Origin of the sequence: Lactobacillus sp. CBA3605, from assembly GCF_002970915.1 — a bacterium.
Classification (GTDB): Bacteria; Bacillota; Bacilli; order Lactobacillales; family Lactobacillaceae; genus Lactiplantibacillus.
The window spans coordinates 2,414,168-2,438,550 of sequence record NZ_CP027190.1 but is presented as its reverse complement, the minus strand read 5'-3'; the positions used below and the strand labels follow the sequence as shown (position 1 = coordinate 2,438,550).

At 43.0% G+C, this 24,383-nt stretch carries 27 protein-coding genes, 1 pseudogene and 1 other annotated feature; of the genes and pseudogenes, 3 read left to right on the top strand and 25 right to left on the bottom strand.

From position 1 onward, the window contains the following. Window positions 1-109: 109 nt before the first annotated feature. The 14 genes and pseudogenes from C5Z25_RS11830 to C5Z25_RS11765 form a co-directional block, all read right to left on the bottom strand. The gene (locus C5Z25_RS11830) at window positions 110-1,747 is read right to left on the bottom strand and encodes a HAMP domain-containing sensor histidine kinase (RefSeq protein WP_105452754.1); all 1,638 of its coding nucleotides are present in this window, start codon (window positions 1,745-1,747) and stop codon (window positions 110-112) included. Next, entirely contained in the window at window positions 1,747-2,433 is a 687-nt protein-coding gene (locus tag C5Z25_RS11825; protein ID WP_105452753.1) for a response regulator transcription factor, read from the bottom strand. Before C5Z25_RS11825 ends, C5Z25_RS11830 begins: the two co-directional genes overlap by 1 nt. A 199-nt stretch (window positions 2,434-2,632) precedes the next feature. After that, window positions 2,633-3,975 (bottom strand): annotated as a pseudogene (locus C5Z25_RS11820) (replication-associated recombination protein A). 111 nt (window positions 3,976-4,086) lie between these two features. After that, a complete protein-coding gene (gene gndA, locus C5Z25_RS11815) occupies window positions 4,087-5,523 on the bottom strand; it encodes an NADP-dependent phosphogluconate dehydrogenase (protein WP_105452752.1) in 1,437 nt (478 codons plus the stop codon). A gap of 233 nt (window positions 5,524-5,756) precedes the next feature. Beyond that, window positions 5,757-5,936: a 50S ribosomal protein L32 gene (gene rpmF / locus C5Z25_RS11810; protein WP_105448274.1), complete on the bottom strand. Its 180-nt coding sequence runs from the start codon at window positions 5,934-5,936 to the stop codon at window positions 5,757-5,759. 57 nt (window positions 5,937-5,993) lie between these two features. Then, on the bottom strand, window positions 5,994-6,545 hold the full coding sequence (locus C5Z25_RS11805; RefSeq protein ID WP_105452751.1) for a YceD family protein: 552 nt from the start codon (window positions 6,543-6,545) through the stop codon (window positions 5,994-5,996). A 134-nt stretch (window positions 6,546-6,679) separates the two neighbouring features. Beyond that, window positions 6,680-7,825, bottom strand: a complete 1,146-nt coding sequence (locus tag C5Z25_RS11800; RefSeq protein ID WP_105452750.1) for a nucleotidyltransferase — start codon at window positions 7,823-7,825, stop codon at window positions 6,680-6,682. A 9-nt stretch (window positions 7,826-7,834) separates the two neighbouring features. After that, complete coding sequence (locus C5Z25_RS11795) at window positions 7,835-8,569, bottom strand: class I SAM-dependent DNA methyltransferase (RefSeq protein WP_105452749.1); 735 nt, start codon at window positions 8,567-8,569, stop codon at window positions 7,835-7,837. Beyond that, window positions 8,566-8,922, bottom strand: a complete 357-nt coding sequence (gene rsfS / locus C5Z25_RS11790) for a ribosome silencing factor (RefSeq protein WP_105448270.1) — start codon at window positions 8,920-8,922, stop codon at window positions 8,566-8,568. The genes C5Z25_RS11795 and rsfS overlap by 4 nt, the downstream gene beginning before the upstream one ends. A 24-nt stretch (window positions 8,923-8,946) precedes the next feature. Further along, complete coding sequence (gene yqeK / locus C5Z25_RS11785; RefSeq protein WP_105452748.1) at window positions 8,947-9,564, bottom strand: bis(5'-nucleosyl)-tetraphosphatase (symmetrical) YqeK; 618 nt, start codon at window positions 9,562-9,564, stop codon at window positions 8,947-8,949. Further along, window positions 9,548-10,183 carry a nicotinate-nucleotide adenylyltransferase gene (locus tag C5Z25_RS11780; protein WP_105452747.1) on the bottom strand — a complete coding sequence of 212 codons (636 nt, stop codon included), beginning with the start codon at window positions 10,181-10,183 and terminating at the stop codon, window positions 9,548-9,550. The genes yqeK and C5Z25_RS11780 overlap by 17 nt, the downstream gene beginning before the upstream one ends. Before the next feature lie 13 nt (window positions 10,184-10,196). Continuing rightward, on the bottom strand, window positions 10,197-10,511 hold the full coding sequence (gene yhbY / locus C5Z25_RS11775) for a ribosome assembly RNA-binding protein YhbY (RefSeq protein WP_105452746.1): 315 nt from the start codon (window positions 10,509-10,511) through the stop codon (window positions 10,197-10,199). Window positions 10,512-10,520: 9 nt separating this feature from the next. Beyond that, window positions 10,521-11,669, bottom strand: coding sequence for a ribosome biogenesis GTPase YqeH (gene yqeH, locus C5Z25_RS11770; protein ID WP_105452745.1), 1,149 nt, complete (start codon window positions 11,667-11,669; stop codon window positions 10,521-10,523). Next, the gene (locus C5Z25_RS11765; protein ID WP_105452744.1) at window positions 11,669-12,196 is read right to left on the bottom strand and encodes a YqeG family HAD IIIA-type phosphatase; all 528 of its coding nucleotides are present in this window, start codon (window positions 12,194-12,196) and stop codon (window positions 11,669-11,671) included. Before C5Z25_RS11765 ends, yqeH begins: the two co-directional genes overlap by 1 nt. A gap of 354 nt (window positions 12,197-12,550) precedes the next feature. Here C5Z25_RS11765 and C5Z25_RS11760 point away from each other — a divergent pair, with 354 nt between their 5' ends. The 3 genes from C5Z25_RS11760 (at window position 12,551) to C5Z25_RS11750 (ending at window position 14,911) form a co-directional block, all read left to right on the top strand. Continuing rightward, a complete protein-coding gene (locus C5Z25_RS11760) occupies window positions 12,551-13,039 on the top strand; it encodes a hypothetical protein (RefSeq protein ID WP_105452743.1) in 489 nt (162 codons plus the stop codon). Between the two features lie 2 nt (window positions 13,040-13,041). Beyond that, window positions 13,042-14,343, top strand: coding sequence for a glycosyltransferase family 2 protein (locus tag C5Z25_RS11755; protein WP_105452742.1), 1,302 nt, complete (start codon window positions 13,042-13,044; stop codon window positions 14,341-14,343). Window positions 14,344-14,575: 232 nt separating this feature from the next. Beyond that, window positions 14,576-14,911 (top strand): ribonuclease G, encoded by a 336-nt coding sequence (locus tag C5Z25_RS11750; RefSeq protein WP_105452741.1) that lies wholly within the window; start codon window positions 14,576-14,578, stop codon window positions 14,909-14,911. Between the two features lie 110 nt (window positions 14,912-15,021). Here C5Z25_RS11750 and C5Z25_RS11745 read toward each other — a convergent pair whose 3' ends face one another. The 11 genes from C5Z25_RS11745 to mutM all read right to left on the bottom strand — a co-directional run bounded on the left by C5Z25_RS11745 (window position 15,022) and on the right by mutM (window position 24,382). Next, window positions 15,022-15,543, bottom strand: coding sequence for a GNAT family N-acetyltransferase (locus tag C5Z25_RS11745; RefSeq protein WP_105452740.1), 522 nt, complete (start codon window positions 15,541-15,543; stop codon window positions 15,022-15,024). 12 nt (window positions 15,544-15,555) lie between these two features. Continuing rightward, window positions 15,556-16,011 carry a MarR family winged helix-turn-helix transcriptional regulator gene (locus tag C5Z25_RS11740; RefSeq protein WP_105452739.1) on the bottom strand — a complete coding sequence of 152 codons (456 nt, stop codon included), beginning with the start codon at window positions 16,009-16,011 and terminating at the stop codon, window positions 15,556-15,558. A 415-nt stretch (window positions 16,012-16,426) separates the two neighbouring features. Continuing rightward, window positions 16,427-16,786 carry a 50S ribosomal protein L20 gene (gene rplT, locus C5Z25_RS11735; protein ID WP_105448262.1) on the bottom strand — a complete coding sequence of 120 codons (360 nt, stop codon included), beginning with the start codon at window positions 16,784-16,786 and terminating at the stop codon, window positions 16,427-16,429. A 35-nt stretch (window positions 16,787-16,821) separates the two neighbouring features. Continuing rightward, complete coding sequence (gene rpmI, locus C5Z25_RS11730; protein ID WP_024623797.1) at window positions 16,822-17,016, bottom strand: 50S ribosomal protein L35; 195 nt, start codon at window positions 17,014-17,016, stop codon at window positions 16,822-16,824. A gap of 21 nt (window positions 17,017-17,037) precedes the next feature. Further along, window positions 17,038-17,538 (bottom strand): translation initiation factor IF-3, encoded by a 501-nt coding sequence (infC, locus tag C5Z25_RS11725; RefSeq protein WP_199774916.1) that lies wholly within the window; start codon window positions 17,536-17,538, stop codon window positions 17,038-17,040. A 44-nt stretch (window positions 17,539-17,582) separates the two neighbouring features. Beyond that, window positions 17,583-17,706 (bottom strand) — a sequence feature (ribosomal protein L20 leader region). Between the two features lie 44 nt (window positions 17,707-17,750). After that, the gene (gene thrS / locus C5Z25_RS11720) at window positions 17,751-19,709 is read right to left on the bottom strand and encodes a threonine--tRNA ligase (RefSeq protein ID WP_105452738.1); all 1,959 of its coding nucleotides are present in this window, start codon (window positions 19,707-19,709) and stop codon (window positions 17,751-17,753) included. A gap of 325 nt (window positions 19,710-20,034) precedes the next feature. Next, window positions 20,035-20,970 (bottom strand): primosomal protein DnaI, encoded by a 936-nt coding sequence (gene dnaI, locus C5Z25_RS11715; RefSeq protein WP_105452737.1) that lies wholly within the window; start codon window positions 20,968-20,970, stop codon window positions 20,035-20,037. A gap of 3 nt (window positions 20,971-20,973) precedes the next feature. Then, complete coding sequence (locus tag C5Z25_RS11710; protein WP_199774915.1) at window positions 20,974-22,365, bottom strand: replication initiation and membrane attachment family protein; 1,392 nt, start codon at window positions 22,363-22,365, stop codon at window positions 20,974-20,976. Between the two features lie 22 nt (window positions 22,366-22,387). Beyond that, window positions 22,388-22,903 carry a transcriptional regulator NrdR gene (gene nrdR, locus C5Z25_RS11705; RefSeq protein WP_105452735.1) on the bottom strand — a complete coding sequence of 172 codons (516 nt, stop codon included), beginning with the start codon at window positions 22,901-22,903 and terminating at the stop codon, window positions 22,388-22,390. Window positions 22,904-22,942: 39 nt separating this feature from the next. Beyond that, window positions 22,943-23,548 carry a dephospho-CoA kinase gene (gene coaE, locus C5Z25_RS11700; protein ID WP_105452734.1) on the bottom strand — a complete coding sequence of 202 codons (606 nt, stop codon included), beginning with the start codon at window positions 23,546-23,548 and terminating at the stop codon, window positions 22,943-22,945. A 9-nt stretch (window positions 23,549-23,557) separates the two neighbouring features. Next, the gene (gene mutM / locus C5Z25_RS11695; RefSeq protein WP_105452733.1) at window positions 23,558-24,382 is read right to left on the bottom strand and encodes a DNA-formamidopyrimidine glycosylase; all 825 of its coding nucleotides are present in this window, start codon (window positions 24,380-24,382) and stop codon (window positions 23,558-23,560) included. Between the last annotated feature and the right edge of the window lies 1 nt (window position 24,383).

The window sequence follows — 24,383 nt, the reverse complement described above, 5'->3', positions numbered from 1 at the left end:
CCCAAAAATAAAATTACTGCTCTTTTACTATAACAGTAATTATTGCTTGTGAAAACCTTTGCAATAGCAAAAATCCGCTCAAATTACTGAGCGGACTTACTAGTGACCTTTATTTTTCATGTTCATGTGCATCTAATGGTGGCTCATCTGGATCAGGTGTCGCTGGCTTAATACCAGCTGGCAATGCGGTCTTTGGAATCTTTTCAACCGTCGTCGCCTCATCAGCGGCCTGTGCCAATAATTTAGGATCTTTTAAAATCGGTAAATGGAATCTAAATATTGACCCTTGACCCACAACTGATTCAACACTAATCCGACCATGATAGCCTTCCACCAGCCGTTGCGCAATGGATAACCCCAAACCATTACCGCCCTTATCGCGACTGCGTGCTTTATCTACCCGGTAGAACCGATTGAAGACCCGATCAAGATTGTCTTTTGAAATTCCCTCACCAAAATCTTGAACGGCTACCTCAATATAACGGACATCCGTCGACAAGGATAAGTGAATTTCGCGGCGTTTGGTTGAATACTTCACCGCATTATCTAGTAAAATAATCAGAATTTGTTCTAAATGATTCCGATAAATTTGGGCATAGACGGGTTGCTCAACATCATCATCAAACGTAAAAAGAAAGTCCGGGTGAATCATCTTAAAGTCATTAAACGCCTGGGCAACCAACTTCTGGACGTCGGTTGTTTCATGACTAAAGTTGATTTCCAATTGTTCGGCCCGTGACAAGTCAAGCATCTCTTGCACCAGACTTTGCATACGCTTGGTTTCCGATAGGCTAGCTGCCAAGGACTCGGCCAACACTTTAGGATCATCCTTACCCCAGCGATTCAGTAATTCCATATGACCTTGAATAATTGCAACAGGTGTTCGTAATTCATGGGAAACATCTTCCACAAATTGTTGCTGTTGTGTGATGTAGCGCTGCATTTGATCTAACATATCATTAAACAAATGGCCCAAATCAGACAATTCATCATTACGTTTTAAATCCGGCACCCGTGAATCCGTCTGCGGGTCGAGATTAACCGCACTAATTGTCCGAGTAATCTGCCACATCGGTCGCAACAAAAAGGCCGCTAAAAAGTATCCTAATAGGGTCGCACCAAAAATGGCAATCAACGTCATCACCACAAAAATCCACATTAAATTATGCGTGGTACTATGATAATCGGTTAAACTATCCGTCACTTGCGCATAACCAATCACTTTGGCCTTATTGGCCGTTCGGATAGGTGCACGGCCCACCAATTCAGCCGCCGACCCGTGACCGATGAGCTTAATAGCACGCTGTTGACTACGCTTAAATTCATGCGTATCACGTCGTGAAATATATAGCGTCGTTCCATCCGGATCATAGACTGTTACCGCTAGATTAGTCCGTGACAAGGCCGTTAGTTCCGAATCTGAAAAGAAAGTCGTCTTTAAAGCACCCTGTCGGCGGCTGGACATATTATTACTAGGCTCAACATTAGCTTCCGGTTGCAGTTTGGCAGCGACCGATTTAATGGTTAGCCCTTTTGACTCAGTTCGCAGAGATTGCTGAATTGTGCTCACGGCACTCGCAACGTCACGCTGTTCTTGGCGTAATAAGAGGTTCGTGAAACTCTTATAGACCAATAATGAAAAACAAATAAAAATGAGCGCGGTCCCGATTGCGGTCCCGAGCGCCCATTTCCATTTCAACGACCAACGTTTTGGTTGCGTTGTCTTGGCAGTTGTTGTGTCAGTCATTATGACCGAATCACGTATCCTGTCCCACGAACAGTTTGGATGTAGCTCTTTTCGCCTGGTCGATCAATTTTATTTCGTAAGTAACGAATATAAACATCGACAACGTTAGTTTCAACTTCAGATTCATAACCCCAAACTTTGTTTAACAAGACGTCACGCGCTAAGACGACATTGATATTTTCCATTAAAGTCAATAGCAATTCGTATTCCCGCTTCGTTAAGTTAATCACTTCATCACCACGTTTAACGACTAAATTTTCTTTTTCAATCGTTAAATCTTTATAAGTTACCGTGGTTTGCTTCGTACTTTGTTGTTCACTTTCGAGATCAATCCGTCGTAGTAAGGCCCGTAAACGTGCCAATAACTCTTCAATTGCAAATGGCTTAACAATATAGTCATCCGCCCCATGGTCCAAACCAGAAACCCGATCAATGACTGAGTCACGGGCCGTCATCATAATAATTGGGGTGTTTTTAACTTCACGGACCCGTCGACAAACTTCTAACCCATTTAGTTCAGGCAACATTAAGTCTAAGAGAATCGCATCAAAATCTTCAGCTAATGCTGCATCCAAACCTTTACGACCATTATATTCAACCTGAATATCGTAACCTTCATGCTTTAATTCTAGTTCGACAAAGCGGGATAGATTTTTTTCATCCTCAATAATTAATATTCGACTCATTTACTTTTAGTCACTCCTAATATTCAACTTATCTAACAACCAACCTGTTCAGGATTAAATGAGAACTAACCACAAACAACAGGTACAACATGTTATTTTAACATGAATTTGCTAAATTTCCTACTACTGGAATTTAGCCTAGGCCTCATCTAAATCTCATTCTATCAAGAATTACGCTAATTGCAATCGATAAACAACGTTAATCTTGCGACGATGGCGCCGGATGATTGGCATGCCAACGTTTAATTGCTGCCAAGCGTTGTTGCCAGCTTTTTTCTTGACCTTGGTCGCTGGGTTCATAGAACGTCTGTCCCATCAACTCCGGCGGCATCGTGGTCATTGCCGTTAATTTATCTGGATTATCATGAGCATATTGATAATGTTCACCATAACCTAAGTCTTGCATCAATTGTGTCGGGGCATTCCGAATTTGTAACGGTACGGGCAGATTACCGGTGGTCTTGATGGCCGCTTTCGCCGCAGATTTCGCCATATATAAGGCATTCGACTTCGGCGCCAAGGCCAAATAAGTGACCGCTTCAGTTAAGTTAACATCACATTCCGGCATCCCAATAAGTTGACACGCTTGATATACGGCGACCGTTAACGGCAAAGCCTGTCGATCGGCTAACCCCACATCTTCACTGGCAAACCGAATTAACCGCCGTGCAATGTAAATTGGCGATTCACCGCCCCCTAACATCCGCATCAGCCAATAAATTGCCGCATCCACATCACTATTGCGCATCGACTTATGCAAGGCTGAAATCAAATTATAGTGTTCTTCACCGTGTTTGTCATAACGCAAGGATTTCGTATTGATTAATTGATTTAAGCTCGCCGCTGTAACTGTGACGTGCTGATCCGCTGTTCGTTCACCATTCAAGACCGCCATCTCAAGCGTGTTCAACGCCATTCGCGCATCCCCATTGGCGAAGTTGGCAATCAACGCCAATGTATCATCCTGCAAGTGAATCGTTAGGCCCGGAAAGCCTTGCGGATGGGCTAACGCCGCCTTTAAGACTTGCTCTAAATCCGCCTCGGTCAGTTCTTTTAAGACTAATACTTTGCACCGTGATAATAAGGCCGCATTAATTTCAAAAGAAGGATTTTCAGTTGTTGCCCCGATTAACGTGATGCTCCCCGTTCCACATAGGGCAAAAAAGCATCCTGTTGTGCCTTGTTAAAACGATGAATTTCATCAATAAAAACGATGGTTTTTTCACCAAAATCCCGATTAGCTTCCGCTTCATCCATAATTTGGCGAATTTCTTTAATCCCACTAGTGACCGCGCTAAACGTCATAAAGTGGGATTGGGTTTGTTGTGCAATAATTTCTGCTAAGGTCGTCTTGCCGACCCCTGGCGGTCCCCAAAAGATCAGTGAGGGTAACTGGTCTTGGGTAATAAATTGTCGTAACAACTTACCTGGCCCTAATAAATGGTCTTGACCTTTAAATTCTGCTAAGGTCGCCGGCCGAACCCGATAAGCTAATGGGCTATCGGTTGACCGGTCTGGATTGAACAATGATGCTTGTTTCACACGCCCACCTCATTTACGCTTAGTTAATAAGTCCATTTTAACGCAAACAAATGTTCGACACAAAAAAAGTTGCGGCCAAATGACTGCAACTTTTCAGATTAACTTTAATTTTTATTGTTCTTCATACCAAGTATAATGGAAGGCCCCTTCACGGTCAGTCCGTTCATAGGTATGCGCACCAAAATAATCCCGTTGTGCTTGTAATAAGTTTGCTGGCAATACTTCGGCCCGATATGAGTCATAGTATGACAACGCTGCGCTAAAGGCTGGCATTGGAACCCCAGCTTGAACCGCTAAGCTTAAAACATCACGTGTCGATTGTTGATACTTCGCAGCAATATCTGTAAAGTAATCATCCATCAACAAGTTATTTAAGTCAGGCTTCTTATCAAAAGCATTGGTGATATTTTGTAAGAATTGGGCCCGGATGATACAACCCGCACGCCAAATCTGTGCTAATTCACCAAACTTCAAGTCCCAACCATAATGTTCAGCGGCAAAACGTAATTGTTCGAAACCTTGCGCATAACTCATGATTTTGCTGAAGTATAAGGCTTGACGAATTTTTTCAACTAATTCTTCTTTAGCTGGTAATTTAACGTCATTCTTAGGACCGGCTAGCTTCTTAGAAGCTGCAACCCGTTCCGTCTTCATCATGGAAATGTAACGTGCATAAACCGCTTCAGTGATAACTGATTGTGGCACTTGGACGTTCAATGCATCTTCGGAACTCCACTTACCAGTTCCTTTGTTGTTCCCACGGTCTAAAATCATATCAACGATTGGCTTTGTCTTGTCAGCGCCCAAGTCATCTTTACGGGATAAGATATCCGCAGTAATTTCAACGAGGTAACTGCTTAATTCACCCTTGTTCCATTCGGTGAAGACATCAGACATTTCATCAACTGATAAGCCAGCAACATTTCGCATCATGTTGTAACTTTCATCAATTAACTCTTCATCACCGTATTCGATCCCATTATGGACCATCTTAACGTAATGACCGGCACCGTTAGCACCGATGTAAGTGACACAAGGTGCGCCATCTTGAGGGGCCTTAGCAGCAATCTTTTCTAAGATTGGGGCAACTAGGTCATAAGCTTCCTTTTGACCACCTGGCATCAATGAAGGGCCTTGTAAAGCGCCCAATTCACCGCCAGAAACGCCCATGCCGATAAAGTTAATCCCCGACTTGTCTAAACGGGCATTCCGAGCCATCGTGTCATTAAAGTTGGTATTCCCACCATCAATTAACACATCGCCCTTATCTAGCAATGGTAATAATTCATCAATCACAGCGTCGGTTGGTTTGCCAGCCTTAACCATCATAATAATCCGCCGTGGTGTTTCCAGTGACCCAACAAAATCAGCCACGTTATAGCTAGGGACTAATTGCTTGTCCGCATGATCCTGAACGACTTTTTCCGTCTTGGCACCCGTCCGGTTAAAGATGGCGACCTTATAGCCGCGGCTTTCAATATTCAAAGCCAAGTTCTTGCCCATAACGGCCATTCCAATGACACCAATTTGTGGTTTTTCATTACTCATTAGTTGTTTACCTCCCAGATTTTACTACGTGCTAATCGTACCAAAAAAATGCTTTTAATAAAAGGATATTGTCGTGATTCATAAAATTAATTTCATTAAGTTTCATTCTTAGAGAAATTAATTTTCATAACAAGCAACAAAAAAACTCGCCGCAGCGAGTTTTTAAATCCATCTCGTAAAGAAAAGCAGTATGCGCCATGGCCGCGATACGACTTTTCATCAACTAAATCAAATTAGTTGTTTACTTTAACGATTTCTTTACCGTTGTAGAATCCACAACTTGGGCAAACGTGATGTGAAACTCGTAATTCGCCGCAATTTGGGCAAGCTGACAAGTTTGGAGTAGCCAATTTAATATGACCACGACGGTTGCGTTTACGCATCTTAGATGTTCTTCTCTTAGGTACAGCCATCAACGAACACCTCCTTAAAATAATTTCACAAATGTGATTTTGATAGGTCTAACTAACTTAATCCTTAGTTTCCTGATCAGGGAACAGGTTTTTCAACTTAGCTAAACGCGGATCAACAGTTTTATGTTCTGTAGCTTGCTTGGCAAGGTCGTCTTCACTGAAGACTTCCCAACCATTACCAGTTGGCAAAGGTTCACCATTCTGTTCAGCTTCAGAAAGAATCTGCATGGGGATGTGAATTAAAATATTATCCTCCACAGCGACATCAAAATTCAAAATATCATCTTCCGGTAAAATAATTACCGTATCGTCCTCACCAAACCGATCTAAATCGGCCCCTTGAGGCACATAATATTCCGTTATTTGAAAGGCCAGTGGCACCAACACCGGCGTCAACGACCGGGTTGACGGTAACGTTAAGGTTACTGTCACGGCCGCTGAAATTAGCACATTACCATGATCATATGACAAGTAGCCCTTAACTTGGGCCGCCTCAGCGTCAACAATCTCAGGATAACGCGTCATCAGGGCGTCTTTTAAATCCAGTGCTTCATCAAACTGAAGTGGTTCATCCCGGTAACTTTTAAGCTGCCCTAACGACCATTTCATTTAAAAACCTCCTAATGCAACGTGATAAATTATACCTGTGTAAAAATCCTTTGTCAATGTTTTTTCCTTGACAGGTAAAAAAGCCCGTCATTGGTCACTACCATAACAGTTCCCCACAAGCCAGTCAACCAATATTACCGTGCTGGTTGCATCAATGGTCGCCGATACAAATCTTGCGATTGACCATTAACCAATTGATAGACTCGCCCTGCCCGATAATCTAAAGCTAACTCATGTAACCGTAATTTTTTGTTGATTTTAGTGTACAACGGTAACGACAGCTGCGATTTAATTTGATGTAAATACTGCTGCCCAGTCGGCGTAAAACCAAGTACGCGTACATAATTATGTTGTTGTGCAGCCTGGACCTCAGCATGCGTTAATTGCAGTAGCGCCGCTGTTGCCACGCGTTGTAACCGGGTATAAGTATACCGTTTCGACTTAACCAAGCTGATAAATTCTGTAAAATCAGTCGCAGTTTGCCCCATTTCACGCATCCGATATTCCAAACCCTCAGCCATTTGATCATAGGCACGACTCTGTGTCACACTGCCCGTTAAGAGCTGATAACGCAGGTACGGCCAAAAATCAGACCATTGTTGTAGCCGTTGCGTTTTTAGCGCCTGTAACGTCGCCGCCGGGACAACCGGCTGAATCGCCGGCCAATCCTGTTTAACGGCTGCCTGTCGAATCGCCGTTCCACTGGCAAATTTCTCGGTGGGCGAAATTGACACATCATTATGCCCGGCGACTTGCCGTTTAATCGGCACTAGTTGTAAGGGCCGGCCTAGCTGTTGATTTGCTACCGCATAACAAAACCCCAACAGATCATTAGACTGAGTTAACGTGACCCCTGTCGCCTGTTGTAACGCTGTATTAAACTGCGTTGCATACGTTGCGTTGTATTGTTTAAACGCAGCCTGGGTCTGTGGTAACGCCGTTGACAAGTGGTCAAAGTCCAACGTTGGATGTTCAGTGCCAAATACTAAGCTGTCGCATTGCAACGCCGCTAATAATTCGACCCCACCTTGCGCAAACAAATGCGCCGGTTGTGTCGCAAAAAAGACCGGTAATTCTATCACTAAGTCGGCACCAGCAGTTAAAGCTAATTGCGTGCGTGTCCATTTATCTAAAATAGCCGGCTCGCCACGCTGTAACCAATTACCACTCATCACGACAACTGTACAATCAGCCTGTGTTTGCGCGCGGGCTTGTTGTAAATGGAACCGATGCCCGTTATGCAGTGGATTATATTCAGTTATGACCCCAACTGCTCGCATCCGTTTCACCTACTTTTGACATTCGAAGAACCAGCGGGTTGTCTGCTCGTTAGGCGCCGCTTGACCAAAGTCAGCGGTCACCTTAACTTGACTAAATCCCGCTGCTGCTAACGCTCGCTGATAGTCTGCTAAGACATACGTACGTTCTTGATGAAGTTCACTCACTTCATCAAAGGCGTCTTTCTCAGCATTCCAAATAAAGAAGCTCAGGTCATGTTCCGCGCTGTGCGCAACTTCACCCGCATAACTGGTCCACATAAAGGCCCGTTCTTCATCTCGATAATTATACATATAGCCCGGATAGACCTCATCAGTTTGATGGGGCGTAATAACATCGAACAGGAATTTACCCGTTGCCGTTAAATGTGCCGCCACTTGGGTAAAAGCGGTCTGAACTTGAGCTAAATCTGGTAAATAACAAAATGAATCGGCAAAACAAGTAACCGCTGAAAACGTGCCTAATTCGGATAGATCTAACATGTTGCCTTCTAATAATGGCATTGCCACTGCCGCAGCTTCGATGTGTTGCTGGGCTAAGGCTAACATATTATCGGACAAGTCTAAACCGGTGACATGATAACCCGCCTGTGCCAATAACACACCGAGCCGACCGGTGCCACAAGCAAGTTCCAGAATTTCACCGTCCTGCTGAGGTAATTCACGACGCACAAAATCCAGCCATTGCTGGTACATGGCTGGATCGAAAAGTTCGTCGTAAAGTTCGGCAAACGTTTGGTAAATCATGCGTTAACCCATTGATCAACCGCAACTAACGGTGCATCGGACCATAATTTTTCTAAGTTATAATGTTGCCGTGCATCCTTTTGGAAGACGTGTACAATCACGTCACCGGCATCAACTAAGATCCATTCGCCAGCCGTCCGACCTTCAACACTCTTAACGTCAGAACCAGCTTGCCGAATTTCGCTCACAATGTTATCGGCAATTGCTTGTACTTGCCGCCGTGAATCAGCTGATAAAACCACAAAATAATCGGCCATCAAGCTAACTTCTGCCACGTCTAAGGCCACGATATCTTCGGCTCGTTTATCATCGGCCGCTTTAACTGTTAATTGTAATAATGCTTTGCTTTCCATGTAATTCTCCCTTTAAATATAAACTTAATTTTTAGGTACCGTGCCGACACCACCGACCCACGCATTATACGTTGCCAGCGTGGCGGGATATACCGGTGCACCCTTAGTGACTAGATAATTCAAAGTATGCTGAATCTGATAACGGACCCCGGCTGCAAGTGATTTCTTAGTCAGTTGCCGTGCATCGTCAACGCCTGGGAAATCGCGCTGAGGTTCAATAAAATCAGCCATAAACACGATTTGCGCTAAAGTGGACATATAAGGTGCCCCAACCGTATGCAAGCGAATCGCATCTAAAATATCTTCATTATAGATGTGTAACTCTTGTTTAATTAATTCGGCACCTACCACCCCATGCCAGACCCCGTTGCCATAAGCCAACAAGGCCGGATTCAAGCCGCGCGTTTTAATAATTTTGATGAATGTTTCCGCTGACCGTTGTTTTGCGTAATCATGCAATAAGCCGGCAATCGCCGCTAATTCTGGTTCAACACCATTAGCTTGCGCTAACTCACGTGCGGTTTGTTCGACACGCAAGCAATGCTGGTAACGACTGTCAGTCAACTGTGCCGCGACCTTCGCCATCAATTCAGCGTGCGTATAGGGCACCAAATTAGCCTGATACTCAATTATTTTGCTCATATAAGTGATGCTCCTTAATATAGTCGGCAACAGCATCAGGTACTAAGTACCGGACAGTGTGCCCCCGACTAACTTTTTGGCGAATCTGCGTTGAACTAATCGCCACTAAAGGGGCATCTACCCAGATGACCGGATATTGACTCGTGGTTGGATAATTAGCCCGCTTGATTCCAACAAAAGTGACTAATTTTACTAAATCATCAATGTGATACCAAGTATGCAAATACGCCACCATATCCCCACCAATAATAAAGTAATATTGCACTTCTGGGTGTTGGGCCTTTAAAGCCTTAATTGTATCATACGTGTAGCTTTTGCCACCACGCTTTAGTTCGGCAGTTTCTAACTTGAATAACGGATTACCAACGATGGCTTGTTGCACCATATTAGCACGATCTTTCGCTGCAATCGTGGTCTTTTCATCAACATGTGGCGGTTGCGCATCTGGCATAAAGCGGACTTCATCCAAACCTAATTGATCGCCCACCTGCTGGGCCATAATTAAGTGACCGAGATGTGGTGGATTGAACGTCCCACCTAAAATACCAACCCGTCGCCGTTGAATATCGGTCACCGTTTCGGCCAAAACTTTGGTCGCCGTTTGACTAACCGTTTTCACCCAAGATTCCTCCTTAAAGCTTGTCAACTTTCAACGAATAATGCCGTAAATCGGCATTACTCGCTGGCATATACAACACCAAAACCCGGCCAATCGTTTGGACAACCGTAATCGGTGTTTTTGCTTCTACAGCCGCCTTAACTTCAGCTGTTGTCACCTCTGAATTTTGTAAAATGTTAACTTTGATCAGTTCGCGTTTGTCCAGCGCCCCTGTCAATTGCGTTAACCATTCATCAGTCAGTCCATTTTTACCAACTGCGAATAACGGCCGCATGTGATGTGCCGCACTCCGCAAATAACGTTTTTGTTTACCTTTTAAGTTTTCCATTAAGTTCTCCTATTTCCTATTAATCATCGCTGGTCGGGTCAAAACATCGACCCCTTTAGGTGCCCAGCCAGCTAATCGGGTCCCGGCTGGTACCGTCACCCAACCTAGACCTTCAAAAACCACATCACTAATTTCTGTGGTCTTAAATTCATGCCGCACCAATGGTGGAAAATCTTTGATTGCGTCACCGGTTGGTGGCGTAATCAATTCACCAACATGTTTCGTATAAAAGTTTTCGGCATTTTCCGTCCGCGTTCGGTGTAACGTTAAATTATTATCCGCATACACGATACCAGCTGGTTTAGCCGTATCCACAATGTCTAACCGGGCCACGCCACCTAAAAATAACGTCTGACCATTGCCTAATTGATAAGCCTTGGGCCGAATTTCTTTCTGTGGTGAGACTAATTTCAAGTCGTCACCACTCAAAACGTGTGCCATTTGTTCTGGATGAATAATTCCTGGCGTGTCGACCATCTTATGACCATCATCTAGTGGGATTTCGATCTTATCCAACGTGGTTCCGGGGAATCTTGACGTCGTTATCAAATCCTTCAGGCCAGTGTTATTTGCAATAATTCGGTTAATTAATGTCGACTTACCAACATTAGTCACCCCAACAACATAAACATCACGACCGCGACGATATTTTTCAATTAGCGCTAATAACTCATCAATCGAATGGCCCTTTTTCGCACTAGTCAATGCGACATCGACGGGTTTAATCCCTTGGGACCGAACTTGTTGTTTCATCCATTCTCGAAGTTTTGTCCGCCGTAATTGACGTGGTAAGACGTCTTCTTTGTTCCCGACCAACAAGACTGGATTATTTCCAACAAAGCGTTGCAACCCAGGAATGATGCTCCCATTAAGATCAAAAATATCAACGACATAGACAACTAAAGCGTCGGCTTCCCGAATTGTTGCTAGCAGGTGCCGAAAATCATCATCGCTCAAATCAACGGGTACGATTTCGTTATAATGCCGTAATCGGAAACAACGTTGACAATATAGATCTTTGGTATCACTTTCTAAGGCTTTATTCAAAGCTGAAGCTGGGGTATAACCAGCCGCTTGGGCGTTCGTCGTTTGAATGGCGGCCCCACAGCCAATACAGTATAGCGTTTCTGCTGATGTTACTTGAGTTGATTCACTCACTATTTAAGTTCCTCCTGAAAATGCAATTCTGGATAACGATGGGCTAACCGAGCTTTAATAAATCGTTCAAAGAATCGATTAATACGTGTGTTCCATGCGTCGGTCTTGACAATTGGTTGTACCAAGACACTGGCAACGCCGGCCACATGAGACGCCCACATATCGGTGATATATTGATCACCAACCATAATAACTTCAGTACGGCGTAACCCGAGTTGTCGGCGTGCTTTTTGAATGCCGATTGGTAGCGGCTTCAAGGCCCGCGAAACAAATGGGAGCTCCAATGCTGACACAGCTTTAGCAATCCGGGCTTCCGAATTATTGGAAACGACAACTAATGGAATACCAGCATCTTGAAGCGCATGCAACCATTTTTTTAGTTCCGGGGTACCATCCGGATTATCCCAAGCAATCAGGGTATTATCAAGATCAGTAAAGACTGCTTTGATCCCCTTATCACGCAGCTGAGCTGGCGTTATATTATAAATTGCCGGTATCATCCAAGTTGGCTTAAATTGCTTAATCATCATTTTCCCCTTCGCTTCTCACATAGTCTATGCGCAGGCCTGATTAGTCGCCAGACCCCACCTGTTCATTTTATCATACTCCCGCAACCTTTTAATAGCCGGTCATTGACCAGACTAAGCATCAGACAGTTGATAAATTCAGTTATCTTTTCATAATAGAGGCTTTTCAAAGAAAGTGCAACTTTTATTAATCAAGCTGTTATATCAACGCCAAGTGAGGACCCGACTTTAATTGTCACTCACCATTACCAGTCGTAGACTAACTCATCTCCAAATGTTTGGTTTTTATTTATTTACTGAAAGCGTATATTTAAGCTGTGAAAATAAATATGCTTTTATATAGGAGGAAAATCAATGGAGAAAAAAGATGTTATGCAGACCTACGTGACCGACAGTTATTTTGGCAGCGGTCATTTTTTGACCAAAATCTGGCAAACTATCATGGTCATTATTTTCTGGATTTGCGTCGCCGTTCCCGTTTACTGGACTATTTCATCTACGCTACTCATCAATAATCACCGCTTTTTACATGCTTGGCGTTATGAGGAAGGCCGTACCCTATTTTACTTTTTTGACCGTTTTTTTATTATTGCGTTTATTATTTTAGCCATTATCGTTATTATTTCTACTGTTCATAATAATCACCGCGTCAAACAACACGTCGAAAAGAAGATTCAATATGATGACGCCCAGTTGCAAGCACGCAAACAGCAACTCGAAACTTTTTATACCACCCGTTTTGCTGATCGGCATTACCGTGAAACGGTCCGCAATTATCACGTTAAACCGGAACAAAACTTGGAAATTAACGAAATCCATAAACTTTATAAAGAGGAGGACTAGCTATGGAGATTCTTTCAACGCTGAAACCATTTGAAAGCATTTGGAACTTTGTGCTCCTGCTACTTGTTTCCTATCCGATTTTAGGCGCCTTCGCTTGGTTCATGGGCGTTATTTGTTACCAAACCGTCTACCGGCATCGGCATACTGAATTCTTTTATCTCACACCTAAAGATCAACCCTTCATCACCATCATGATTCCGGCTCATAACGAAGAAGTCATGATTGCTCAAACTATTGATTACTTAATGAACAATCTTACTTATACGAATTATGAAGTCCTCGTCACCGATGATGGCTCAACCGATAAAACCCCTGAAATACTGATCGAATTGCAAAAGAAATATGCGAATTTAAGGGTAATTACGATTGAAAAAAATCAGGGTAAAGCGCATGCCTTCAATGTTGGCGTTGCTTTTGCTAAAGGCGAGTTCATTCTCAGCAATGATGCTGACTCTATTCCGGAACCCGATGCCTTATGGAAATACATGAATTATTTTGTGGGCCAAGAACACACCAATGTCGCAGCCGTAACTGCTAACATGGATGTGCAAAATCGGAGTAAACTCATTGCTAAGTCCCAAACGGTCGAATTTTCTAGTATCGTTGGCGTCATCAAACGCAGCCAAGTTAGTGCCCTTGGGAATATGTATGCCTATAGTGGGGCCAATACCATGTATCGTCGCGACGCCCTCATTGATGTTGGCTTATTCCGTCAAGACCGTGCCACTGAGGACATCAGTATCGCATGGGATCACCAGCTAAACGGTTGGACAACTGTCTTTTCACCTGATATTTTATTTTACATGAACGTGCCAGAATCATTAAAAGCACTCTATCATCAACGAAAACGTTGGGCCAAGGGTGGGACGGAAGTCTTGTTAACTAATTTTGGTCGTGTGATGAGGCATCCCTTGCGATTCTTGAAACAAATGGCCTTTATTACTGACCAGACATTAAGTATTATTTGGTCGTTGTTTTTCTTTATTTCAACAATTATGTTTGTTCTTTCACTTGTTACCTTTGTCTTCACTGGTAATTATGAACGCGTTTATCACATGTTCTGTATGGCTTTCATCTTTGTTACCTTCGAAATGTTTGCCGGGTTATTACAACTCGTGTCAGCGTTAATCGTCGATGACGGTGGTCGCAAGCTCAAATATCTTATCTTCATGCCGCTCTACATGCTCGTCTATTGGCAGGTTAATTCCCTGGCCCTAGTCACAACCCTAATTCCAGCGATTAAAACTGTTATGGGCTACGGCAGTGGGACCTGGGTCAGTCCAGTTCGTAAACATATCAATTAATATTAATTATTTAGCGCGTGGATCAAAATGAACTAGTCGATCATCAAAGGTGTCGGTTGAATTATTCGTAAGCCCTTCCATACGATAAAGATTAGGTTAACCGTAAAAAACACCGAATTACCCCCTATTAAAAATAGTTAGCTTTCGATATAATAATTAATATAATATTTATTCAGTTGCCTGACCAGATTCTGATGTCATTAAAAGCTGACTTGTTTTGGGGGAATAGATTATGGAAGAAAACGGCACACAGGTTCCAGCAGAAGTGAAAGGCTGGAATTGGGGCGCTTTTATGTTTAGTTTTATTTGGGGAATTGGGAATCGCACTTATTTACCACTTTTGACGTTAATTCCAATTTTTAACATTGTTTGGGTTTTCGTCGTCGGTTTCAAAGGTAACGGTTGGGCTTGGCAAAAAGGACAGTATACTGATGTTGAAACCTTTAAAGCCGTTCAATCCACTTGGAATCGGGCCGGCTTAGTTCAATTTATTATTTGGATTGTACTCGTTGCACTTTATATCTTCGTATTTGGTGCCATTGTTTCAGCATTATTTTCAAATTATTAAAGTTAACTTATTTACTTTAAAGTCCCGCTCCTAATTGGTTTCACTCAATTAGGAGCGGGACTTTTTAACTATCCTATCGATAGCAGTAACCAGCTTTACCACGAGATATATTATTCCCCAAGTTCTTTTTTCATCAAAATATCACGTTGCTGATCATTGCCTAAATTAAAGACATGCTCACTAAAGGCACTAAATCCTTGTTTTTCATAAAAAGCAATTGCGCCTATATTATGTTCCCATACACCTAACCAAATAGCCTGTTTATGCTTTTTCACGGCTTGTTGATAGGCATAGTCAATCAACTGTCCGCCCAGTCCTAGTCGATGAAATGGCTTTCTAATATAGATACGCTCCACTTCGAGTGCATTTTTAACTTTAAGTTCTGTCTGGGCCGAATTCTCATTCAACTTAAGATAGCCTGCTACATCATCTTTATAAAAGATTAATTGAAAATCAGTGTTAGGATTGTCGATTTTAGCCATCAGCTTTTGTTTATTATAAGCTGACTTTAAATATTTTTCCAAATCTTCTTTTGAATTTTCCGTGCCAAAGGTTTCTGAAAATGTCTCGATGCTAACCTGTTGTAAGTCTGCAACATCGTCCACTGTGACTGGTCTCATTTCGATAGCCATGAATTTAACTCCTTAATAATGACGTTTATTTCCTTGCTTCACAAATTGCCAATTTTCTACAATGTTGTGCGTGACGACTGAAAGTGCCTGTTCAATCGCTTTAATTTCATCCGAATTCAATCCCGCTAAGGCAACTTTTGTTGAATATAAACGCTCTTTTTCTAAATTTTGGTATAACAGCTTTCCTTGCTTACTCGCCCAAAGTAACTTGTTTTTTTGGTTGGTTGGATCATCCGTTTTGATGATAATTTCTTTTTCTATTAACCTCATAATCGCTCGACTTGTCGTTGTCTTATCAACACAAAGGAGTTGGGACAGCTCTTTTTGTGTAATTCCAGGATTTTCATAAATACGGCTTAAATATAAATACTGCCCTTTTTCCAATGAAATAGCCTTAAACTCAACATTACTAATAGAATCAAGCGCACGTGCTATTGTTCCAATATCGCGTAATACCCTACTTTCCATTTCAACCCTCCCTGATACTTAATTATAAAGCTATTATAGACTTTTTAGTTGCATTTGCAACTTATTTTTTTAAAATTAGGTCATCAAGCATGCTAAAATAACCAACATTTTACGCCCTTTTCATGCTTGAATTTTCTTTGTTCTTACAATTAAATAGTAAGCTAAAATCACTGATACTATTGTAATTATTGAAATTAGCACCAACATGTGAACGGTTCCGAACTTTTGAATAATAAAACCAATGATCGGATTTACAATCATGGTCACCAAACTAATCGCCAAAAAAATTAATTTCCTAAAAGGCATCGCAAAACAAGACAAATAACCAAAAATCGACACAAAAAAACCGGTAACGATACCCAAATGGTATCATCACCGGTCCACCGATACTAACTCATTAGTGACGGATTTTTAATTAAGCGGCCAAGGCCTTTTTAGCTTCTTCAACCAATGCTTTGAAAGCATCCGCATCGTTAATAGCTAAGTCAGCCAACATCTTACGGTTCATGTCGATGTTAGCAAGCTTCAAACCGTGCATTAATTTGCTATAGCTGATGTCGTTAATCCGGGCTGCCGCATTGATCCGGGCAATCCAAAGACGACGGAAGTCACTTTTACGCTTCTTACGATCACGGAAAGCGTATTGGTATGACTTCATTACTTGGTCCTTAGCAACCTTAAATTGGATATGCTTAGCACCACGGTAACCTTTAGCTAATTTTAAAATTCGTTTACGACGTTTGCGTGTAACTGTTCCACCTTTTACTCGAGCCATCTTATTTCCTCCTAGATTTAACTAAAACGTGTTAATTATTTTTGTAATAACTTGTGATATGTTTTGACCATTGGCTTTTCGATCACAGCCGTACCACGTAATTGGCGACGTTGTTTCTTAGTCTTACCATGGAAACGATGACTTGTGAAAGCGTTGGCGCTCTTAATGTTACCTTTTGCAGTTACCTTGAAACGCTTGGCAGCAGCGCGGTTTGTCTTTTGTTTTGGCATAATCAATAATCCTCCTAGAAATTACTTATCAGTTTTTGGTGCTAGCACTAAGAACATGCTCCGGCCGTCCATCTTAGGATAGGCTTCAACCGACGAATATTCTTTAGTTGCTTCAATCATCCGGTTTAAAACTTGACGACCAATATCCTTATGGGTAATGGCCCGACCTTTAAATCGAATGGAAACCCGAACTTTGTCACCTTTTGACAAGAACTTTTCAGCATGTTTCAGCTTTGTGTTAAAGTCATTGGTGTCAATTACTGGGCTCAAGCGAACTTCTTTAATGCTAACAACCTTTTGTTTCTTACGGGCTTCCCGTTGCTTCTTTTGTTGCTCGAAACGATACTTCCCATAATCCATAATTCTGGCCACAGGTGGTTTCGCTTTCGGTGCAACTAGTACAAGATCTAAGCTTGCCTCTTCAGCAATCTTCATTGCTTCTTGTCGTGACTGGACACCTAATTGTTCACCATCACTGGCAATCAAACGTACTTCACGAGCACGGATGCCGTCATTAACCATTGAATCTTTAGCTATGGTAATTCACCTCCGTAAAATTTCGAGAAATCCACAAAAAAGAGCAGGCGCATAACACGCCCGCTCAACCCCGTTAATGGGAATCAATTCATCGTTCGTCTGCCCGATAACTCTGGTTATCTAGGCGAGAAGCGGGTGCTTCTGCTTTTTTTCTCAACTACAATACTATAGCAGAACCAAAATCGTAAGTCAACTATTTATTTGCTAGCGCCACGACTGTAGTTCTTAACTTCTTGACTGATGGCCCCGATAAACATATCGATACCTTCAGATTCGGTCTTCTCTTCACCATATTTCCGGACTGAAACACTGCCATTGGCAACTTCTTGATCACCGACAACAAGCAAGTATGGGACTTTCTTCGTTTGTGACTCACGAATCTTATACCCCATCTTTTCGTTACGGTCATCAATGTTAACTCGGATGCCAACTGCGGCTAAACGACGCCGAACGGTTTCAGCATAAGCACCATGGGCACCATTGTTAACTGGAATAATGTTAACTTGCTTTGGTGCTAACCAGGTTGGAAAAGCGCCTTTGTAAATTTCAGTTAAGTAAGCGACAAAGCGTTCCATCGTTGAAACTAAGCCCCGATGAATCATGACTGGTCGATGTTCTTCACCATCGGCACCGACATACTTCAAATCAAAGCGTTCAGGCAACAAGAAGTCCAATTGAATGGTTGATAATGTTTCTTCGCCACCCAAGGCCGTCTTAGTTTGCACATCCAACTTAGGACCGTAAAAGGCTGCTTCACCTTCTGCTTCGAAGTAGTCTAAGCCCATGTCATCCATAGCTGACTTCAACATCTTTTGGCTGCGTTCCCACATGGCATCGTCATCAAAGTATTTTGCCTTGTTTTCAGGATCACGATAGCTTAAACGGAAACGATAATCAGAAATGTCAAAGTCATCATAAACTTGCACCATTAAACGTAAGATATTCTTGAATTCTTCTTCAATTTGATCCAACGCCACGAATGTATGACCATCATTTAATGTCATTTCACGTACCCGTGACAACCCAGTTAAAGCCCCGGATTTTTCGTAACGGTGCATCATACCAAGTTCAGCAATCCGCAATGGTAATTCACGATATGAGCGAATATGGTGATTGTAAACTTGAATATGTGACGGGCAGTTCATTGGCCGTAATTCCAATTGTTCGCCATCGCCCATATCCATTGGTGGGAACATGTCTTCACGATAATGATCCCAATGGCCAGATTGCTTGTAAACATCCAAGTTAGCTAAAACTGGCGTGTAAACATGTTGGTACCCATTAGCGACTTCTTTGTCGATAATGTAACGTTCGATTTGACGACGAATCGTGGCCCCATTTGGCATCCAGTAAGGAAGACCGTTACCGACCTTAGGATCAACGAAGAATAAATCTAAATCATTCCCAATAACCCGGTGATCACGTTCACGCGCTTCTTGCCGCCGTTTAAGATCTTCATCTAAAGCTTTTTGCTTTAAGAAAGCCGTCCCGTAAATCCGTTGTAACATTGGATTGCTGGACTTACCTTGCCAATATGCTCCGGCAACAGATAATAACTTAAAGATTTTAACCTTACCCGTTGAAGCCAACTGTGCTCCAGTTGATAAATCAACAAAGTCACCTTGCTTGTAAACAACGACTTGACCGTCATTTTCAGCAGCTTGTTCATTAACTAAATCTTGTTGGTAAGGATTATCGCCAACTAAGTCTAAGGCTGCGTCCTTTGACAGAACTTCACGAACGATTGGTAAATCTTTTTTGATGATAGCTTGCATCTTAATACTAATCGCTTCAAGGTCATCTTCACTCACTTGTTTACCATCAGCATTATCTGTGTCAAAGAAGAATCCATTCGCATTACCAGCGCCACTCCCAAAATTAACTTTTGGGAATAATTGATGGACTGCATTAGCTAATACTTGCGCCGCAGTTTGACGTAAAACAGCTAAACCTTCATCACTATCGGCTGCAATAATTTCGATGCTACCATCCGTTGTGAGGGGTTGTCGATAATCAATCACTTGATCATTGAACTTCCCTGCTACTGACCGTTTAGCCAATGAGGGACTGATAGATTTTGCGATATCTTCGGTGCTAACGCCAGCATCAAATTGCTTTTCAGCGCCATCTGGAAACTTAACCTTAATACTTGCCATAAATTGACACACTCCTTCAAAATTTACTCATTCACCAAAACACACCGCGCCGGGACGACAAAAAAGTCCCTGATACCAGCATTAACTAGTATCAGGGACGTGATTGACGTGGTTCCACCCGATTTTTCAGTGACTTAAAGCCACTGACTCATTAGCGCTAATAACGGAAGCGTTCCGGCTCGTTTGAGCATGTTCACAAAAGTGGTATCTCAACCAATCCGGTCCGGAACTTCCAGCTTAGGTTCCGGTCTCTGTCACCAATGATTGGTTGAGCATGTCTTTTGCATCTGTTTTTATTAAACCACTTTTAGGTTAAAAGTCAATCTTAATTCGTTGAATCCAACCGACGATTTTGACCGATCATTTCGATTTCAGTGGTTAAGAACCGAATCCGTTGCATAATCCGCTGGGCTTTAATCGGTTCCTCATCGCCTTTTTGTGAAACAGTTAAGTAACCATCTTGTAATTCTTGCATAGAAAAGTTAGATGAAAAACACGTTGGTAACTCTTCTTGCATCCGATATTCCAAGATAACCCCGAGCACATCATCACGAATCCAAGTTGATGAAGCATCCGCGCCAATATCATCAATCATTAAGATTGGGGCCCGCTTAATCGCATCAACTTTGTCGCCTGACGTATTATTACTAATTGACCGTTTCATTTCCACTGCAAAGCTTGGAAAATGAATGAGTGTCGTTTGAAAGCCACGAGTCGCTAGATTATTAGCCATTGCCCCAAGTAAGAATGTCTTGCCAACCCCAAAGGACCCGTACAAATATAACCCACGATGGAACCGTTTAGGCGCTTGCGTATACGCATCAATAAAGTCTAACGCCGACATCAAGGCTGTTGCCCGGTCGCCATCTTGATCATAGGCCTTTAAATCAGCTGACTGAATATTTTTAGGCATACTAATCGAACGGACCCGGTGTTTTAATTCACGTTCCGCCTGGGCTTCTTGAAATTGTGGTGTTGGTTGATAAGCAATATCAATCAAATGATTACTCATCACTAATTCTGGTTGATAACCTGGTGCTTGGGTTGGTTCGTGCCGCGCTACTTTTTGCTTTTCTTGACAAAACTCATAGAGCTTCGTAGCACTTCGCTCCATGGCGTCACTAGATAAGTCGTCCTGATGAGCTGCTAAAAACTGACGAACATCGGGATCCTGATAAACCGTCGTCATGAGTTCCTGGTATTGTTGATTTAGGTGGCGCTTATTCATCAAGGTTTTTAAGCCCTCAGAAATATTCTCCATGTGTTAGTCCTCCTCATCTGAATTAGGATCTAATTTCGCGACCCGTTCTGCCAATTGTTTGCGCTGTGCAGTTGTTAACTGATTACCGCTGCTCGTTGCAGACTTGGTTCCCGTTGTTTTTTGCGCCCATTTCGGCACAATTTCTTTCCGAGTTGGCCGACTATGCCGTTGATTATTCCGTCGCGTCGTTGACTTTGGCTGTTGCCGTTGTTGCAAGTAAGCCAAGGCCGCTTCTGGAGTCATCACGTCATGTTGTTGCCAATCATTAGCAACAGTCTCTAATAAGTTCCGGTTTAAAGCCGCTAATTCACGATTTTGTAATAAATAATAGATCACCATATTAATGACCGCATTTGGTAACACGCCTCGATTAACCAAATCATGGACCAGCCGTGTTTCACCATTAGTTACAAAGCCATGCTTGGCGTTCTTCAAATCGGCTAAAAAATCATACGGTGATTGTTGTTTCGCTAGTGCCACCAGTTGTTGTTCAGCCGTTGATAGCTGGGTTTTAGCAGTTGCCGGGGTGCTTGCTGCAGCTGCCACAGCCACATGCTGTTCAGTGGGGGCCGTCGGGCGTTCGTAGCGGCGGGCAATTAAAAGCTTCAACTGACTTTCATCAAATCGGCCCGTTGTTAGACTCGCGACTTCGCTAATCAACTTAGCCATTTCAACTTCACTAATCCCGTAAACACGACTTTCCGTCATAATCAGTTGACGCGAACTGGCGACCTGTTTTAGATCAACATAGTTTTGTTTCAAAATTTGGCCTAAAACTTGCCAATCGAATGCTTCATCAGTTAAATCAGGCGTCACTTTTGTGGTTGCTGGTTCTGGTAACTGCTGGCGCACCGCTTTAATCTCATTAGGCACATGCGTCACTTTTTGACTGTCAATATGAAAGACATCTAATAAATTCGCAGTGACCTCCGTAGCTTGCGTCAAATCCACCGCTGCCGGAGTAAATGCGGTCGCTAATTGTTGATACCGCAATTCACCGACGGCATCTAACAATAAAACACTGAGAAGATCATCTTCAAAGAATTGCGTCACCGGCATAGGAGCCTTCAACTCATAAATATAGACTTCCCCAAGTTCATCTTTTTGATAGTAACTATGGAGTAATCCTGTGGCTTCCAACTTACGCCGAGCTGCTAAAACCGTGGGCAAATCAACGTTTAGCATGCCCAATAATTCAGCGTGACTGCGGCGATTACTTAAGTCACTGGTTGAGCGCTGTAGCGGCCGTAAAGCCGCATACAGACTATAAGCCAGCGGACCAATCAGTGGTAAATAGAGCTCAGCCAAAACGGCCTGCTCCGTGGCACTTAACGCTAATGTCGGTGGGACAACTAAGCCCGCTTTCGGCGTTAAGTTTGGATCATCTTTAGGCATGTTGTTCACCAATCTTCATAACTTAATCTTTTTTGGGCTTCGGCGCATCCCCATTTTTAGGTGTTCGCTTCGCCAATTTTACTTTATCGCGTTCCATCATATCTTGTAGTTCGTTTAAGAAGACGTGCATGTCTTTAAATTGTCGATAGACGCTGGCAAAACGAATATACGAAATTTCATCAATATCTGCCAGCTTTTCCATGACGTATTCCCCAATCACTTGGCTAGAGATTTCATTCTCGCCGAGTGATCGAACTTGGTTTTCAACATCATCAACCACGCTAGTCATCGTCTCCATGCTAACGGGACGTTTTTCGGCCGATCGAATAATACCGCGCAATACTTTCTCGCGATTAAATTCTTCCCGCGCCCCATTCTTTTTAATAACTAGTAATGGGGTCGCTTCAACGCGTTCAAACGTCGTAAAACGAAACCCACAGTTTTCACATTCACGCCGTCGCCGAATCACCCGACCATCATCGGTAGGCCGGCTATCAACTACGCGGGAGCCATTATGATGACAATGTGGACATTGCATAGACTTCTCACCTCATCTTTGCTAATCATTGTTTAAGTTTCAGTTAGTTTTTATAGTTTCCAGCCATTTTAACACGCTAGTTCTTGTTTTATCAATGTTTTCCCCATTATCAATCACAATATCCGCCTGTTTAACTTTTGCAGCCAAGGGTAATTGACTCGCCATACGTGCTTTCGCTGCCGCCACCGTCAAGTGATTACGCGCCATTAACCGTTGTAAAATCACTGCATCAGCCGCAGTAACGACCATCACTTGATCACATAACTGTTCCCAGCCGTTTTCAAACAATAACGGAATATCTAAAATAATGGCTGGCGGTGCAGGGGTCACTTGGCCCAGTGACACAATTTTTTCTAAAATAGCATATTGAATCGGTAATTGCGTGATTGCCGTCAACGCAGCCATGGCTTGGGTATCACTAAAGACCAGCTGGCCTAGCCAAGACCGATTGAGCTGACCATCCGGTTGTAGCGCCTGCGGGCCGAAGTGCGCCACGATTTTTTCGGTCGTCGGCATCCCTGGGCCTTCAACTTGCCAGGCTAACTTATCAGCATCAACAATCGGCAGGCCGGCAGTTGCGAGCATTGCCGATACCGTCGACTTACCGCTTGCAATGCCACCTGTTAAACCAATTAATTGCGTCATTTTAGCCTCCTACAACAGTTGTTCGTGGGGACAAAAATGGGTCCCTCGTTGCGCCACTTTAATTTTTTCAATTAACGTCCCACAGCGTTCGCAAGGTTCCCCTTCCCGGCCATACACGTGTAGCTGATTTTGAAACTGTCCCGCTTCACCAAATGCCGTCGAAAAAGAATGCACGGTCGTACCGTGCCCCTTAATCGCCATCGCCATTTCAGCAATAATACTTCGCCGTAATGCAGCGATTTCCATTTCGGTCAAACTATTAGCCGGCCGCATCGGATGGATTTTACTCATCCATAACGTTTCATCCGCATAAATATTGCCAATTCCAGCAATCTTGCTTTGATCCAACAAAAATGGCTTAATCATTTTCTTGGATTTCGCCAAAACAGCTGTTAAATAAGCCATAGTTAACTCACTGTCAATTGGTTCGGGACCCATGGTCTTTAACCCACCGACCGTCGTTTCTTCACCGGTTGGTACTAGTGTCATCCGTCCGAACTTGCGGGTGTCGTTATACAACAAATCTCGCTGATCAGTCAGGTGAAAAATAACGTGCGTATGCTTAGTTTGACCTTCATCCTTAGGCATCACGTTATACTTACCTTCCATCCGTAAGTGCGAGACCATCGTCAAGCCATGATTAAAACGGAATAATAAATATTTCCCCCGCCGATCGACTTTTTCAATGGTCGCATTCACTAAGCGGGCTTTAAAACTATCAACATCATTATTGACAATTCGTGGCCAACGGACTTCAATGCTTGCAATTGTCGCCCCTTTGACAAGGCGATTCAGCCCACGCCGAACCGTTTCAACTTCTGGTAATTCAGGCATC

Excerpts from the sequence above, each read along its gene's own strand:
- C5Z25_RS11745 (WP_105452740.1), bottom strand. The coding sequence starts at position 15,543 with ATGGCTATCGAAATGAGACCAGTCACAGTGGACGATGTTGCAGACTTA.
- C5Z25_RS11710 (WP_199774915.1), bottom strand. The coding sequence starts at position 22,365 with ATGCCTAAAGATGATCCAAACTTAACGCCGAAAGCGGGCTTAGTTGTC.
- C5Z25_RS11800 (WP_105452750.1), bottom strand. The coding sequence starts at position 7,825 with ATGCGAGCAGTTGGGGTCATAACTGAATATAATCCACTGCATAACGGG.
- yhbY (WP_105452746.1), bottom strand. The coding sequence starts at position 10,511 with ATGGAAAACTTAAAAGGTAAACAAAAACGTTATTTGCGGAGTGCGGCA.
- C5Z25_RS11825 (WP_105452753.1), bottom strand. The coding sequence starts at position 2,433 with ATGAGTCGAATATTAATTATTGAGGATGAAAAAAATCTATCCCGCTTT.
- gndA (WP_105452752.1), bottom strand. The coding sequence starts at position 5,523 with ATGAGTAATGAAAAACCACAAATTGGTGTCATTGGAATGGCCGTTATG.
- C5Z25_RS11830 (WP_105452754.1), bottom strand. The coding sequence starts at position 1,747 with ATGACTGACACAACAACTGCCAAGACAACGCAACCAAAACGTTGGTCG.
- infC (WP_199774916.1), bottom strand. The coding sequence starts at position 17,538 with ATGGTTAATGACGGCATCCGTGCTCGTGAAGTACGTTTGATTGCCAGT.
- dnaI (WP_105452737.1), bottom strand. The coding sequence starts at position 20,970 with ATGGAGAATATTTCTGAGGGCTTAAAAACCTTGATGAATAAGCGCCAC.
- C5Z25_RS11805 (WP_105452751.1), bottom strand. The coding sequence starts at position 6,545 with ATGAAATGGTCGTTAGGGCAGCTTAAAAGTTACCGGGATGAACCACTT.
- yqeK (WP_105452748.1), bottom strand. The coding sequence starts at position 9,564 with ATGAGCAAAATAATTGAGTATCAGGCTAATTTGGTGCCCTATACGCAC.
- rpmF (WP_105448274.1), bottom strand. The coding sequence starts at position 5,936 with ATGGCTGTACCTAAGAGAAGAACATCTAAGATGCGTAAACGCAACCGT.
- C5Z25_RS11755 (WP_105452742.1), top strand. The coding sequence starts at position 13,042 with ATGGAGATTCTTTCAACGCTGAAACCATTTGAAAGCATTTGGAACTTT.
- rsfS (WP_105448270.1), bottom strand. The coding sequence starts at position 8,922 with ATGGAAAGCAAAGCATTATTACAATTAACAGTTAAAGCGGCCGATGAT.
- nrdR (WP_105452735.1), bottom strand. The coding sequence starts at position 22,903 with ATGCAATGTCCACATTGTCATCATAATGGCTCCCGCGTAGTTGATAGC.
- rplT (WP_105448262.1), bottom strand. The coding sequence starts at position 16,786 with ATGGCTCGAGTAAAAGGTGGAACAGTTACACGCAAACGTCGTAAACGA.
- C5Z25_RS11750 (WP_105452741.1), top strand. The coding sequence starts at position 14,576 with ATGGAAGAAAACGGCACACAGGTTCCAGCAGAAGTGAAAGGCTGGAAT.
- C5Z25_RS11765 (WP_105452744.1), bottom strand. The coding sequence starts at position 12,196 with ATGATTAAGCAATTTAAGCCAACTTGGATGATACCGGCAATTTATAAT.
- mutM (WP_105452733.1), bottom strand. The coding sequence starts at position 24,382 with ATGCCTGAATTACCAGAAGTTGAAACGGTTCGGCGTGGGCTGAATCGC.
- coaE (WP_105452734.1), bottom strand. The coding sequence starts at position 23,548 with ATGACGCAATTAATTGGTTTAACAGGTGGCATTGCAAGCGGTAAGTCG.
- thrS (WP_105452738.1), bottom strand. The coding sequence starts at position 19,709 with ATGGCAAGTATTAAGGTTAAGTTTCCAGATGGCGCTGAAAAGCAATTT.
- C5Z25_RS11795 (WP_105452749.1), bottom strand. The coding sequence starts at position 8,569 with ATGATTTACCAAACGTTTGCCGAACTTTACGACGAACTTTTCGATCCA.
- C5Z25_RS11760 (WP_105452743.1), top strand. The coding sequence starts at position 12,551 with ATGGAGAAAAAAGATGTTATGCAGACCTACGTGACCGACAGTTATTTT.
- rpmI (WP_024623797.1), bottom strand. The coding sequence starts at position 17,016 with ATGCCAAAACAAAAGACAAACCGCGCTGCTGCCAAGCGTTTCAAGGTA.
- C5Z25_RS11740 (WP_105452739.1), bottom strand. The coding sequence starts at position 16,011 with ATGGAAAGTAGGGTATTACGCGATATTGGAACAATAGCACGTGCGCTT.